12 protein-coding genes and 1 pseudogene are annotated in these 13,368 nt (G+C 70.9%); 4 read left to right on the forward strand and 9 right to left on the reverse strand.

Translation table 11 applies throughout. The features are described from left to right. Positions 1-10: 10 nt before the first annotated feature. Complete coding sequence (locus ACIB24_RS16990) at positions 11-607, forward strand: class I SAM-dependent methyltransferase (protein WP_398282784.1); 597 nt, start codon at positions 11-13, stop codon at positions 605-607. A 2-nt stretch (positions 608-609) separates the two neighbouring features. Here the strand turns inward: ACIB24_RS16990 and ACIB24_RS16995 are convergent, their stop codons facing one another. The 4 genes from ACIB24_RS16995 to ACIB24_RS17010 are packed head-to-tail and all read right to left on the reverse strand — an operon-like array spanning position 610 to position 5,360. Next, on the reverse strand, positions 610-1,569 hold the full coding sequence (locus tag ACIB24_RS16995) for an isopenicillin N synthase family dioxygenase (RefSeq protein WP_398282786.1): 960 nt from the start codon (positions 1,567-1,569) through the stop codon (positions 610-612). A gap of 28 nt (positions 1,570-1,597) precedes the next feature. Further along, on the reverse strand, positions 1,598-3,139 hold the full coding sequence (locus ACIB24_RS17000; RefSeq protein WP_398282788.1) for an ABC transporter permease: 1,542 nt from the start codon (positions 3,137-3,139) through the stop codon (positions 1,598-1,600). After that, positions 3,136-4,287, reverse strand: coding sequence for a mandelate racemase/muconate lactonizing enzyme family protein (locus ACIB24_RS17005; RefSeq protein ID WP_398282790.1), 1,152 nt, complete (start codon positions 4,285-4,287; stop codon positions 3,136-3,138). The genes ACIB24_RS17000 and ACIB24_RS17005 overlap by 4 nt, the downstream gene beginning before the upstream one ends. Before the next feature lie 32 nt (positions 4,288-4,319). After that, positions 4,320-5,360: an ABC transporter substrate-binding protein gene (locus tag ACIB24_RS17010; RefSeq protein WP_398282792.1), complete on the reverse strand. Its 1,041-nt coding sequence runs from the start codon at positions 5,358-5,360 to the stop codon at positions 4,320-4,322. Between the two features lie 136 nt (positions 5,361-5,496). Between ACIB24_RS17010 and ACIB24_RS17015 the strand changes: the two genes are divergently transcribed. The 3 genes from ACIB24_RS17015 (at position 5,497) to ACIB24_RS17025 (ending at position 7,331) form a co-directional block, all read left to right on the forward strand. Then, complete coding sequence (locus tag ACIB24_RS17015) at positions 5,497-6,072, forward strand: helix-turn-helix domain-containing protein (protein WP_398282794.1); 576 nt, start codon at positions 5,497-5,499, stop codon at positions 6,070-6,072. 72 nt (positions 6,073-6,144) lie between these two features. Beyond that, a complete protein-coding gene (locus ACIB24_RS17020) occupies positions 6,145-6,921 on the forward strand; it encodes an ABC transporter ATP-binding protein (RefSeq protein ID WP_398282796.1) in 777 nt (258 codons plus the stop codon). Continuing rightward, positions 6,918-7,331, forward strand: a complete 414-nt coding sequence (locus ACIB24_RS17025; RefSeq protein ID WP_398282798.1) for an ester cyclase — start codon at positions 6,918-6,920, stop codon at positions 7,329-7,331. Before ACIB24_RS17020 ends, ACIB24_RS17025 begins: the two co-directional genes overlap by 4 nt. Positions 7,332-7,334: 3 nt before the next feature. Here ACIB24_RS17025 and ACIB24_RS17030 read toward each other — a convergent pair whose 3' ends face one another. The 5 genes and pseudogenes from ACIB24_RS17030 to ACIB24_RS17050 form a co-directional block, all read right to left on the reverse strand. Further along, a complete protein-coding gene (locus ACIB24_RS17030; protein ID WP_398282800.1) occupies positions 7,335-9,608 on the reverse strand; it encodes a putative bifunctional diguanylate cyclase/phosphodiesterase in 2,274 nt (757 codons plus the stop codon). Positions 9,609-9,741: 133 nt separating this feature from the next. Further along, positions 9,742-10,134 (reverse strand): annotated as a pseudogene (locus ACIB24_RS17035) (GNAT family N-acetyltransferase); the annotation flags it as partial. Between the two features lie 8 nt (positions 10,135-10,142). Further along, positions 10,143-10,868: a hypothetical protein gene (locus tag ACIB24_RS17040; RefSeq protein ID WP_398282802.1), complete on the reverse strand. Its 726-nt coding sequence runs from the start codon at positions 10,866-10,868 to the stop codon at positions 10,143-10,145. A gap of 29 nt (positions 10,869-10,897) precedes the next feature. Continuing rightward, positions 10,898-12,064 carry a NucA/NucB deoxyribonuclease domain-containing protein gene (locus tag ACIB24_RS17045; protein ID WP_398282804.1) on the reverse strand — a complete coding sequence of 389 codons (1,167 nt, stop codon included), beginning with the start codon at positions 12,062-12,064 and terminating at the stop codon, positions 10,898-10,900. A gap of 61 nt (positions 12,065-12,125) precedes the next feature. Continuing rightward, complete coding sequence (locus ACIB24_RS17050; RefSeq protein WP_398282806.1) at positions 12,126-12,863, reverse strand: hypothetical protein; 738 nt, start codon at positions 12,861-12,863, stop codon at positions 12,126-12,128. Positions 12,864-13,368: the final 505 nt, after the last annotated feature.

The following is a 13,368-nucleotide window of genomic DNA, read 5'->3' on the forward strand; positions in this document are numbered from 1 at the left end:
AGGTCGTTCCGTGCCCGACGACGCGCTCCTCGCCTACTCACAGCGCGCGGCCGAATACGTGGCGCTCCTGGGTTCGATGGATGCCGTGCACGACGACGACCGTGCGCTCATCACCCGCTGGGCCACCGAGCTCGACGGGCCGGTGCTGGACGCCGGGTGCGGGCCCGGTCACTGGACCGCCCACCTGCAGGGGCTGGGCGTCGACGTCGAGGGACTGGACCAGGTCTCGGACTTCCTGCGCCACGCCCGGAAGGCCCACCCCGACACCAGGTTCCGGCTCGGCACCCTGCAGGCGCCCGGCGTCCCGCCCGGGTCGTTGGCCGGCGTGCTGGCCTGGTACAGCCTGATCCACCTGCCCCCGCCCGAGCTGCCCGACGTCCTGGCCGGGTTCCGCGCGGCGCTCGCGCCGGGTGGTGGGCTCGTCGTCGGTTTCTGTCGCGGCGAGCGGCTGGAACCGTTCGCCCACAAGGTGACCGAGGCCTGGTTCTGGCCGCCCGACGAGCTGGCCGGCCGCCTCGAGGAGGCCGGCTTCGCCGTCCTGGAGAAGCACCGGCGGGACGACGCCGGGCAGCGCCCGCACGGAGCGCTCGTCGCACGCCGGGCCTGAGTTCAGACCGTGATCGAGGCGAGCCGCTCCTTGAGGAAGTCACCCGCACCGACCGGCGGGTACACGGTGGGGCCGGCCAGCTCCGACGGGAGCGTCTCGACGACGGTCCACGGGTCGGCCTCGTGGAAGAAGACCAGGGAGACGAGTTCCTCGTCGGCGTCGCGGGGATCGGGCGGCAGCACCCGGTGCATGGTCGAACGCCAGCGGTCGCCGGACCAGCGGGCCAGAAGGTCACCGGTGTTGACGGTCAGCGCACCGGGTACGTAGGGCGCGTCGATCCACTCGCCGTCCAGGGTCTGCACCTGCAGGCCGCCGTACCCGGGTTCGCGGTCGAGCACGGTCAGGGACCCGAAGTCGGTGTGCTGGCCGATCCGGAACTGGCCCTCGGCGGGCTCGCCCACGGCGGCCAGGGAGGGGTACCAGTTCACCACCACCGAGTAGGGCGGACAGGCCGAGCGTTCCGTGAAGAAGCCCGGTTCGAGACCGGCGGCCAGCGCGAAGATCTCCAGCAGGTCGTCGGACAGCTCCCGGGCCGCCGCGGCGAAAGCCTCGCCGTAGCGCTCGAACTCGGGCACCTCGGCCGGCCAGACGTTCGGGCCGTACCACTCGTCGTGACCCGGGACCGGCGGTTCGAACGTGGCCCCGAAGCGGTAGACCTCCTTCAGGTCCGGTGGTGCCTCGACCCCGGTCGCCCCGGCGTGCGACTCGTTCCCGGGCGGCGACCACCCGCGGACCCCGACCGGCGCGGCGTACGGCCGCTTGGCGTCGTCGTCCGCCCGGAAGAACGCCTTCCCGGCCGCCCGCAGTCCTCTGAGCACCTCGGCCGGGACCCGGTGGCCGGTGACCAGCAGGAAGCCGATCTCGCTCAGCGCCCGGTCGACGGCGGCCACGACCCCGGCGCGGGCGGCCTCGTCGCCGGAGTACCAGCCGGTGAGGTCGATCAGAGGGACGGTGGCGGGCATGGGCGGCCTCCTCGGGTCATGGACGGCGTCAGGGGGCGGGCGAGAACCGGCGGTGGACGAGCCGCTCGAGGCGACCGAACAGGGCGAAGACCACGAGCGAGACGGCGACGATCACCAGCGCCGACCCGAAGGCGCGCGGCATCTTCAGCAGCGAGTAGGCGTAGGTGAAGTCGACGCCCAGACCGGCGCGACCGATGAGCGACTCGGCGACGACGGCGGCCACGACCGAGGAGCCCGCGGCGATCCGCAGTCCGGTCGCCAGGTGCGGCAACGCGCTCGGCACGACGACGGAGGTGAACAGGCTGCGCCGGTCGGCGCCGAAGGCGCGGGCCATGTCGCGGTGCCCGGCCACCGCGGCCGCCAACCCGGCCCGGGTGTAGACGAACCCGGGCAGCAGCACCATCACCGAGGTGATCACCACCACGGTGCCACCGGAGTAGCCGAAGACCCGTGCGAAGAGGGGGAACAGCGCGACCAGCGGGGTCGCGGCCATCAGCACCAGGCCGGGTACCGCGATCCCGGCGACGACCGCCGACCACCAGCACAGCACGGCGAGCAGGACGGCCAGGCCGCCACCGATCGCCAGCCCGAGCCCGGCGGTGACGCCGGTGTGCCCGACGGCGGCGAGGTACGCACCGGGGTCGCCGCGCAGGTCGTCGAACACGCGCTGCGGGCCCGGCGCGACCAGGGGCGAGACCTCGCCCAGGGTGATCCAGGCCTGCCACGCGCCGACCAGCACGACGACGAAGAGGGTCGCCTCCACGACCGTCCGGACCGGGTGGGGGCGCGAGGGCGGCTCGTGACCGGCGATGGTCGAGCCGAACCACCGGCGCAGCAGGAGACCGATCAGGGCGAGGGCGCCGTAGGCCGCGAGGCCACCGGCCGCGCAGAGGAGGGCGGCGGCCCAGAGCGGCTCCGGACGGGCGTTGCGCATGCCGCCGACCAGCAGCACGCCGAGACCGCGCTCGGCGCCGTACCACTCGCCGAACACGGCCCCGGCCAGGGCGGCGGGCGCCGCGAGCTTCAGCCCCTCGACCACGAGCGGCAGCGACCGGGGCACCTGGAGCGTCAGCAGGCGCCGGAAGCGCCCGGCCCCCAGGGACGTGAACCACTCGTGCGCGGCCCGCGGCGAGGCGGCCAGTCCGCGGGCCGTTCCGACGAAGATGAGGAAGAAGACGGCGATGGCCGCGATCGCCACCGGCCCGGCCCCGCTGCCGGCCACGAGCAGGACGACCGGCCCGACCGCCACCCACGGAGCCGAGTTGGCCAGGGCCGCAACGCGATCCGCGGAGGCCCGCAACGGCGGCACCTGGTCGGCGATCAGCGCCGCGAGCACCGCGAGTCCCCCGCCGTACAGCAGTCCCTTGGCCGCCGCCGTGAACGTGGCCTCGGCCGCGCGCCGGTACACCCGGGGATCGTCCAGCAACGGCCGCACCGCCTCGGCCGGGGTCAGGACGAACCCGTCGGCCAGGTGCGCCCGCCCGGCCAGCTCCCACAGGGTCAGCAGCAGCATGACGCCGGCCAGCACGGAAAACCGCTGTCGGGTGGGCTTCTCGCCCGCGAACCTCACGCGACCACCGCCTTGCCGCGCTCGTGCTCGGGGAACACGTCGGCGTAGGTCTCACCGGCCACGTAGGGGAACCGCTCGGCCAGGTCGTCCGGGACGTCGACGCCGAGGCCCGGGCCGTCGGGCACCCTCGCGGTGCCGTCGGTGATCGCGGCCAGGGCCAGCGCGGGTTCCACGGCATCGATGAGCGGCTGGTGCGGGTCGATGTCCCACTCCATCAGGTCCAGTCCGGCGGCCGTGGTCCAGTGCAGGTTGGCGGCCAGGCCGACCGCCGTGGGCCCGCCGACGTGGGGTACGACCCGCACCCCGAACCCGTCCGCGCCGGCGGCCACGTCGAGGCAGGCGCGCAGCCCGCCGCAGATGGTGGCGTCGGGCTGGAAGATCGAGGCGGCGCGGGTGCGGGCCAGACGGGCGAAGGTCTCGGGGGTGTACACGCGTTCGCCGACGGCCACGGGGACCGGGCTGCGCGCGTTCAGCCACACCAGGTCGTCCTCGCGGTGCTGCGGCAGCGGCTCCTCGAAGAACCAGACCCCGAGCGGGGCCAGCGCCTCGGCCACCCGCAGCGCGGTGCGGGCGTCGTGGAACCAGTAGGAGTCGACGCCGATCGCGACCCCCTCCCCGAGGTGGTCCCGGACCGCCTCCACGGTGGCGACGTCGTCCGGAACCGAACGTCCGAGGCGCACTTTGACGCCCCGGAAGCCGGCCGCGACCGCCTGGCCGAAGTAGTGCGCGTGCCACTGCGGGGTGGCCTCGAACATCGTGGTGCCGGTGCCGTACAGCTCGATCGGGCGGGCCACGGCACCGAGCAGTTCGCAGACCGGCGCGTCGAGGGCCTTCCCGGCCAGGTCCCACAGCGCGATCTCCACGGCCCCCACGGCCTGGGCGCTCAGGCCGTCGCGGCCGAGGTAGCCGTCGAGGTGCGTGTGCAGGTCGAGGGTGCGGGCCCGGATGTCCCGCGCGTCCGCCCCGATCAGGGCGCCGGCCACGACGTCCCGCACCACGGCGGCGAACACGGTCGGGTAGCTGTACCCCCAGTTGGTGCTGGCCTCGCCCCAGCCGACCAGGCCGCCCTCGGTGGTGACCCGGACCAGCGCGAACGAGCGCTGCATCGGCGGGTCGCTCTTGCGGTAGCCCAGGATGACGGGCTCCACCGCGGCGATCGTGGTCGACCGGGACGACACCATCAGGCCTTGGCCGCCTGCAGGAAGGACATGTCGACGAACTCGCTCACCGGCGGCAGGTCCTTCTCCCCGGCCGCCTCGTACCCCTTGAACACCTTGTCCTGCATGAACGTCGGGTCCACGGCCAGCCGGTCGGCCTCGGGGGCGAGCAGCTCGATGTACGCAGGATTGGCCGCGGTGGCGTACTTCTCATCGATCTTCGCGTCCGGACCGGCGCCCTTCACGGTGGCCGACACCCCGGCCGCCGGGTCGGCGACGTTGTCGTCGATGCCCTGCAACAGCGCCTTCAGGAACCCGCTGACGGCCTCCTGATGGGAGTCGAGGTAGGACCGGCTGGCGAAGATCAGGTCACCGTACGAGGGCAGGCCGAAGTCCGAGAACGTGACGGCCTTCGTCTGGACGCCCTCCTGCCCCAGGGAGATCGGCTGGTTGGTCGAGTAGGACGTGATGACGTCCATGTCGCCCTTCACCAACGGCTGGGGGTCGTAGCTCATCGGCACGAACGTGTAGTCGGGCTTCATCCCGTTGGCGGTGAAAACGGCGTCCAAGCGGGGCTGTTCGCCCTGGTGGCCGCCGATCTTCTTGCCCTTCAGGTCGGCCGGGGAGTTGATCGGGGTCTTGGCCAGCCAGGTCAGGCCGTACGGGGACTTGGCGTAGGTGGCCGCGATCACGACGTAGTCGCCACCCTCCTTGTTGGCGTTGATGATCTGCAGCTCGTCGCTGGAGACGCCCATGTCGACCTTGCCGGCCGCGATGAGTTGTGTGACGGCGGGGGTGTTCTCACCACCAGGCACGAGTTCGGCCTTGACCCCGTTGGCCGCGAAGTAGCCCTTCTGGTCGGCGAGGTAGTAGCCGGCCCACTCGACGTCGTCCACCCAGTTGAAGCCGAACCGGACCGTCGTGGTGCCGCCGGAAGCGGCCGGCTCGTCGGCACTCCCCCCACCGCAGGCGGCGACCAGGGCGACGGCTGTGGCCAACGCCGCAGCCGTGGCGGTCCGGCGCAGGCGGCCGGAGCGGGACAGTGAACTCAGCTGCGGTGCCATGGCGGGACGACCTTTCCCGGAGACCAGATAATGTTGATGACAGCAACATCGACCTGGTCCATTGCACAGGAATGTGGCTGGGGTTACGTCCGTAGAAACTCGGAGCGGACCGAATCAGGCAGACAGGGAGCCGCGGGTGGACGAGACCGAGCTGCGCCGGCGCCTCGGCGCGGTGATCCGCGCCCGGCGCAAGCAGCACGGGCTGACCCTGGTCCAGCTGGCCGCGGCGGCCGCCCTCTCGCACCCGTTCCTGTCCCAGCTGGAGCGGGGGCTGGCCCGGCCGAGCATGGCCTCGCTGCACCGCATCGCCCAGGCCCTCGGGACGACGCAACCGGCCCTGATGTCCCTCACCCTGGGCGGGACGGGCGCCCAGGTCGGGCTGGTGCCGGCGGGTGAAGGCATCCCGGTCGAGAACCCCGGCGGCTCGGCCCGTTCGCTGGTGGCGGGATCGCGCGCGATGTACCCGATCCTCTTCGAAGGGGCACTGGGCACGTTCGGACCGAGCTACGCGCACGAGGGCGACGAACTGATCTACGTGTTGGCCGGCACGATCGAGGTCGAGGTCGAGGGGCAAGGCCTGTTCACCGTCGCCACCGGGGACACGCTCTACTACCCGGGCTCACTGGCGCACCGGTGGCGTGGCGTCGGCGAGGAGCAGGTCCGGGCCCTGTTCGTGCAGCAGGGCGGCGGTCCGAGCGAGCCGCACGACTGACGTCACGGCTCACTTCACGGCACCGAAACAACCATCCCTCAGTGTTGAGCACATCAACATTCAGGAGGTCAGGTGACGGCACCCGAGGTGGTCGTGTCCGGAGTCGGAAAGACGTACGGACGGGTCCGGGCCCTGGACGACGTCAGCCTCACCCTGCGTCCGGGCACGCTGACGGCCCTGGTCGGTCCGTCGGGCTGCGGCAAGTCGACGCTGCTGCGGATGATCGCCGGCCTGGAGGACGTGACCAGTGGCACGGTACGTATCGACGGCGCCGAGCCCGAGGCACTACGGGCCCGCGGGGACATCGCGGTGGCCTTCCAGGACGCGTCGCTGCTGCCCTGGCGCAGCGTGCGCTCGAACGTCGCCCTGGCCCTCAAACTGGCCCGGCGACCGGCGGCACCCGACCGGGTCGACGAGCTGATCCGGACCGTCGGTCTGGCCGGGTTCGAGACCGCCCGGCCCGCAGAGCTTTCCGGTGGCATGCGGCAGCGGGCGGCGATCGCCCGCGCCCTGGTCACGGAACCGAAGCTGCTGCTGCTCGACGAACCATTCGGGGCGGTGGACGAGCTGACCCGGCGGCGGCTGAACGTCGAGCTGCCGCCGCTGTGGGCGAGGAGCCCGACCACGGCGCTGCTCGTCACGCACTCGATCCCGGAGGCCGTGCTGCTCGCCGACGAGGTCGTCGTGATGAGCGACCGGCCCGGTCGGGTCGCGGCCCGGGTGTCGGTGCCGATCGAGAGGCCCCGGCGCGCAGCGCATCTGCACTCGCCCGAGTTCCACACCCTGGTCGACGAGGTGGGCGATCTGCTCGGCGTCGACCGGGAAGTCTTCGAGGAGGCCACGCAGTGAGCCCGAAGGACGTCGTCCGCAGCTACCACGAGGCGCTGTGGCGCGACGGCGACCTCGGCGCCGTCGAACGCTTCTGGGCCCCCGACGCGAAGGTGCACATGACCGGCTTCGAGGGCACCGCCGTCGATGTCGTGCACGAGGACGTCACCCGCTACTTCGGCGCCTTCACCAACATCGACACGTCCATCGAGGACCTGCTCGGCGACGGCGACAAGGTGGCGCTGCGCTGGGCCACCGCCGGCGACCACGTCGGCCCCTACGGCGACGTCCCGGCCAGCGGCAAGCGGATCACGATGCGCGGCGTCGACGTGTTCCGGGTCGAGGGGGAACGGATCGTCGAGTGCTGGTCGATGTGGGACGGGCTCGACGTGTACGACCAGTTCGGGCTCCTGCCCGAGGGTCTGGCCTGACGTTCAGGACGCGTGGGCGAGCACCGTCGTCCCGCTCCCGGCACTCAACCAGGACTCGAAGTCGGCGGCGGGCATCGGTCGCGCGTGCAGGTAACCCTGCGACTCGTCGCAGCCGAGGTCGCGCAGGATGGCCAGTGTGGCGACGTCCTCGACGCCCTCCGCGACGAGCCGCATGCCGAGCCGGTGGGCGAGCTCGACGGTCCCGGCCACGATCGCCGTCGTCCGGTCGTCCGCGAGAAGCCTGGCCACGAAGGACTTGTCGAGCTTCAGCTCGCAGGCGGGCAGGTCGTTCAGGTAGCTCAACGACGAGTAGCCGGTGCCGTAGTCGTCGATGCTGATCGCGAAGCCGCGGGCCCGCATGGCCCGCATCGTGGCGATGGCCAGTTCCGGATCGGCCATCACCGACGTCTCGGTGATCTCCAGGACGAACGAGGCCGGGTCGACGCCCTGCGCCACCACGTCGTCCAGCAGGTTCAGCAACCCCGGTTGGGCGAGGCAGCTGGTCGACAGGTTCACCGAGATCCGCAGCGAGAGACCGGCTTCCCGCAGGGCGTACCAGCGCCGGGCCGACTCGTGCACCACCCGGGTGGTGAGCGCCCCCATCAGGCCGTTGCGCTCGACCAGGTCGAGGAACCGGTCGGGCGGGATCAGCCCGTGCCGCGGGTGCAGCCAGCGGACCAGCGCCTCGGCGCCGACCACCGCACCCGAGCCGAGCTCGACCTGCGGCTGGAAGTACACCTGCATCTGCTCCAGCAGCGGTGAGTCGAGGTCGAGCACCTCGCGCAGGTCCTCCAGCAGCTGCAGCTGCTCCTGGGCGAGCGCGTCGACGCTCTCGTCGAAGCGGGCCACCCCCTCGCCCGACGACTTGGCCCGGTACATCGCAGTGTCCGCGCGCCGCATCAGCTCCGTCGGGTCGAGCCGGGCACCGTCGGAGGCGGCGATGCCCACGGAGGCCCGCACCCGCAGCGGTCGCCCCTCGAAGTCCCGGTAGGGGGCCGAGGCCACGACCAGCCGGCGCCCCACCTCCAGCGCGCGTTCCCCGCTGGAACCCGGCAGCAGGACGGCGAACTCGTCACCGCCCAGCCGGGCCAGCCGGGCCTGCTTCGGCAGGGCGGCCCGGAAGATCTGCGTGACCTGGCGCAGCAGTTCGTCGCCCACCGAATGTCCGAACCGGTCGTTGATCAGCTTGAAGTCGTCGAGATCGATGATCATCAGGCTGGCCGGGGTACCGCGGCCGACGACCCGTTCCAGGTCGGCCAGGAGGGCGCGACGGTTGGCGATACCCGTCAGCTCGTCGGTCATCGCCTGCGTGCGCGTGGTCTGCAACTGCTCGAGGTCGCGCACGGTGCGGAACATCCGGGAACTCGACCCGATCACCGCCAGTGCCGCGTAGGCGGTGGTCAGGCGATGGCCACCCGACCCGAAGCCGGCCAGGACGAGGAGCCCGACGGCGAGCGCGACCACACCGAGCGCCGCATCCGTGGGCGTGTTCCGCGCCGCCTGCTGCGTCCGGTGGACGCGGATCGGCCTCGCCGCGGCCAGCACCATCAGCGAGACCGCCAGGAGGGCGGTGGACGCGGCCGGGACGTGGGTGCCGGCCGGGCCGAACAGGCACGCACTGATCGGCCCGAACATCAGCAGCAGGCCCGTGAGGAGGAGCCACATGCGCGCGTCGCCGAACAGGTCCGCCAGGTTGGCGACGGTGAGCAGGCTGAGCACGAGGATGATGGCCACGGAGAAGCCTCCGACGGCCGCCTGGTGCTGGAGCTGGTCGATGAGGGTCTCGGCACGGCGCCCGTCCGGTAGGGCCAGGTCGATGATCGCCATCAGCACCAGCACGGCGCTCAGGCCGTTGAGCCAGTCGTCGGCATTGAAACCGGTGGTGTGGATCTTGCTCCAGCGACAGATGCCCTGGTAGACGAAATGCGCCGCCACCAGGGTGCTGGCGCCGAAGACGAGCACGCCGGCCCGCAGGACCGACGGGGTGGCCCCGAGCAGCCCGACCGGGACGAGCGATCCGAAAACCCCGGCCAGGATGACCAGGACGCCCGTCAGCTGGAACCGCCACACGCCGGCCTCGCCGTCGGCTCCCCGCAGGTCCCGCAGGAGCCGGACGGCCACCACCGCGACGGCACCCGCCATCGGCAGCGTCAGCAGGGCGATCAGCCGGTCGGGGCGGTGGTCGGCCAGGTTGGCCATGGGGACGACGGTGGCGAAAAGGGCACTGACCAGGCACAGCACCAGCGCCGGGCGCACCCGCCGTGCCGTAGCCGCCATCACCCGATCCGCCCGCTTCCGACCCGTCCGTGCCCACACGTGCAGGCCTGTCGACACGCCTGTCGGTTGTGGTTCTTCGTTGTTGAGGCGCCAAGCGGGTGCAGATCAGCCTTCGGCGATCATGAACCGCCCCGGGGTTCGTCAGTTCGGTGAACCCCACCCGGCGGTAGACCTCGTGCGCGTCGCCGGTGGCCAGGAGCACGCGATTCAGGCCGTAGGGGCGCAGCTCGTCCAGCACGGCCGCGACCAGCCAGGTGCCGACGCCCCGGCCACGGTGCGCCCGGCCCACGTACACGTCGCACAGCCAGGCGAACGTCGCGCGGTCGGTGACGATCCGGGCGTACGCCGCCGGCCCGCCGTCCGGCCCCAGCACCGTGAAGTTCAGCGACCCCGCGATCGCCGCCTCGACCTTGTCCCGGGTGCGGCCCAGGGCCCAGTAGGCGTCGGTGGAGAGCCATTCGTGCAGGAGATCGACGTCGACCCGCTGCGGATCCGTCGTGAGGGAGTACCCGTCCGACGTCTGCATGGACCCAGTCAACGGCGCGCCCGGCGATGCTGGGCGTCGAGTCGCTCCGCCGTCGCGTCGACCTCGTCGAAGAGGTCCACCCAGGCATCGACGTCCTCGACGAGGTCCATGTCCACGCCGCACTCGCGCTGTCGTCGCCGCGTCGCCTCCTCATCGAGAGGCGCCGTGGGGTAGGCGAACGGGTCAACCCCGAGCCCGCGCACGTACTGCTCCTGGAAGCGGTCGGCCTTCAGCTGGACGAAGCGGTTCACCTCGTTGAGCATCAGCCCGTCGGCCCGGCCCACCTGGACCCAGGTCTCGAACAGGGTGGCCAAGTCGGTTGCGGCGCGGACAGCGGCGAACGCCTCCTCCCCGATCTCGTAGCGCCACACTTCCCCCGCGTGCGATTCGGCCAGGACGACAGTGAAGACCAGCACATTGTTCGTGATCACGGGGATCTGGGCCCGCCAGGGGAAGGGGGCCGGCCAGGCCAGTTCCAGGCCGAAGAAGGCCTCCTTGGCTGTCGAAGGCCAGTCCATCAGGTACGTACCCTCAGGCAGTACAAGTTGCCCAGACCTGACGTACGAGTGCAACCAGGCGACCTCGGCCGGCACCGACGGGCCATCGTAGTAGCGCGCCAGGCGCTCGGCGGGGACGACATCGTCGGAGCCGGGCACCGGCCAGTCCACCCCCAGGGCCTCCACGATGCGCCGCCAACCGTCCGCAGCGCCCTGTAGAGCCTGCAGGTCACCCATCCCCCAAACCTCCTGCCTAACCTGCCTAATCAGACACCCGGCCCGTGGCACATCTCGGTGGCGTTGTCGTCGCCCACCCGGAAGCCGAAGCTGGGTCCGCCAGCCGCCACCCAGGACGGTATCGGGATGATCAGGAACTCGTCGTTGTCGTCCACCTCGCACTTCCTGTAGAAGCTGGAGATGTCCGTACCTTGGACCGAGGCTTCATTGTTGGGGACCGGCCGGAGGCTGGCGCGAGCACCCGAGAGGTTGGCCGCCTGGTTCGTGCTCTTGAAGGGGAACTCGTCGCAAGCCTGCAGCACCCGTCCTGTGCACTCGTTCGGGACGAACGGGGGCGCGTCGTACCAGGCGGCCGAGAATCCCGCGCCGGTCAACGCCCGATGCTTGGCGCTACGAGCGGGATAGAACCACGGCACGCGCTCAGGGTGATCGAGCCCGACCGTGGGATAGATGGTTTCGGTGATGTGCTTGCCGGTCTGGGGCATGAGGCGAAGCCCGTTCTTCGACACGCTCGTGGCTCCGGGCACGTAGATGGCGAAGCCGTTGCCGCAGCCCGTGCTGGTACTGGTGCTCGACAACTTCTGCTGGGCGTTGCACGCCTGGTCGATGGTCCGCCGCAGGTCCGCGTCGGTCGAGTCGTTCCAGGCGAACGGCGTCGCGTTCGTCGCGAACTGGCGCGTGGCCGTGATGATCTGCGCGTAGATCTGAAGACTGTTGTAGTACAACCCCTTCTGGTCATACCACTCCTCATAGGTTGTGAAGTCGGTGCGGTAGTCGATGTTGTATTCGAGGATTCCCAGGATCGCCGTCGGCTCGCCGAGGAAGATCGACTTCACGGTGTTGTAGACGGCGACCGCGAGGAGGAGCGCGCCACCTACCCAGGCCAACGTCGCCAACGCCGCGCCGGCTGTGAGCAGCGCCGGAGTCGACGCCGTGAGTTCCCCGGCCGCCAGGAAGGCAACGGTGCAGGCACCCCCTTGGCAGGTCGAGGTGGGCGAGAGAGACTTGCGACCAGTCACGTTGTCGATCTGCGGACCCTGACCGGGTGGCGCAACCTTGGCGGCCAGGTCGGTGACGTCGTCCTCGCAATCGATTCTGCCGTCCTCCTGCGCCGGGAGAACCTTGTCGACGCACCGGGTGTCGGCCGGCTCGTAGCAGCCGGTGAAAATGGTGCGGGAACCGGCCGGTACCGGCACCAGCCCTCGCTGACTAGGCGAAATGTAGACCGAACCACCGGCCCCGGCACACTGTCTGCTCTCACTGGCGATCTGCTCGGCCGTGTCCTCGGAAACCGGCGGTGTCACGGTGTCCGTGCGGAACTGAGATGCTGACGTCGTATCCGGCCAGGCCGAAGTTGTCGGTGGCGGCATCCCACGAGGCGACCGCTCGGGCGTCCGTCACCCCGGATATACCCAGCCCTCGCACGTTGCCCGGCGCGATGTGATCGGCCACGGTCACGGGCCGGTAGACATGCCCCCGAATGAGGTCGGTCTCCTGGGCCTGTACGCACAGATCCTGGGTTCCGAGCCGAGTAGGTCGCAGCTTGGCCTTCCAGCTCTTGAGCCATACCCGGTAGTCGCCGGTGGAGCCGAGTCCGCCAACGGTCACGTCGGCCTTGGCGGCGGTGACGCGGCCGACCGAAGCATTCAGGAACTTGGCTTTGAAGGCCAGGACGCCTGAGAGGGTGATCTGCCCGTTCGCGTCGACCGCCGCCTCCGCACCGACCGCTGGGCGCTCCACGGCCAACTGCGTCTTCACGTTGTACGGGTCGTTGGCGAACGTCTTGCCGTTTCCATCGGTTGCGATCCACGCGCCCGGATCCTTCTTGACGTAGTCGCAGGGAAGGACGGCCTGGGCTAGAGACTTCACAGTGGCCGCCGGAGTGGGCTCAGCGGCATTCGCGGTCCCGTCGCCGACGACAAGAAGGCCGGCCAGCAAGCTTGTACCGGCCACCAGAGCGACGGCAGCGCGTCGCGGGAAATGGATGATCCTCACAATTGCCCCCCGCAGTTGTAATTGGGACAACTGGATCGGCAAGGGGTTCCGGCGTCAAGACCCGCCGTCCTCGCTCCGGCGACTCCTCGAATCACACTGTTCGACCAACGACGGAAGACCCGGGCGAATAGGTGCCCGGGTCTTCCGTCGATGGTGGAGCTGAGGGGACTCGAACCCCTGACCCCCTCGTTGCGAACGTCGTCATCCCGCTCGGCGCCCTTCCCGCCGAGGTTCAGACGATGTCGTGTAGTGCGGTAACGCTGCCATGAGGTACCGCCGGGGGCCGGACGGGGTCGGGGGGTCTGCTGACGATCCACTGACGCCGGGCTGCCCCTAGCGGCACCCCTAGCGATAGCCCTCCGCTAGCCCGGCGCCCGGGTGAGCGCAGCCCGCCTCATCAGGGGCCTAGCGATGCTAGGCCGCTAGCCGGGCGAGCCCACAGAGCCGCTCAGAGCCGTTCTGCGGCCACGGAAGACACACCCCGCCGCCGAGTAGCGTTGACGCC

This window comes from Spongisporangium articulatum (assembly GCF_044465595.1).
In the GTDB taxonomy this organism is placed as follows: domain Bacteria; phylum Actinomycetota; class Actinomycetes; order Actinomycetales; family Kineosporiaceae; genus Spongisporangium; species Spongisporangium articulatum.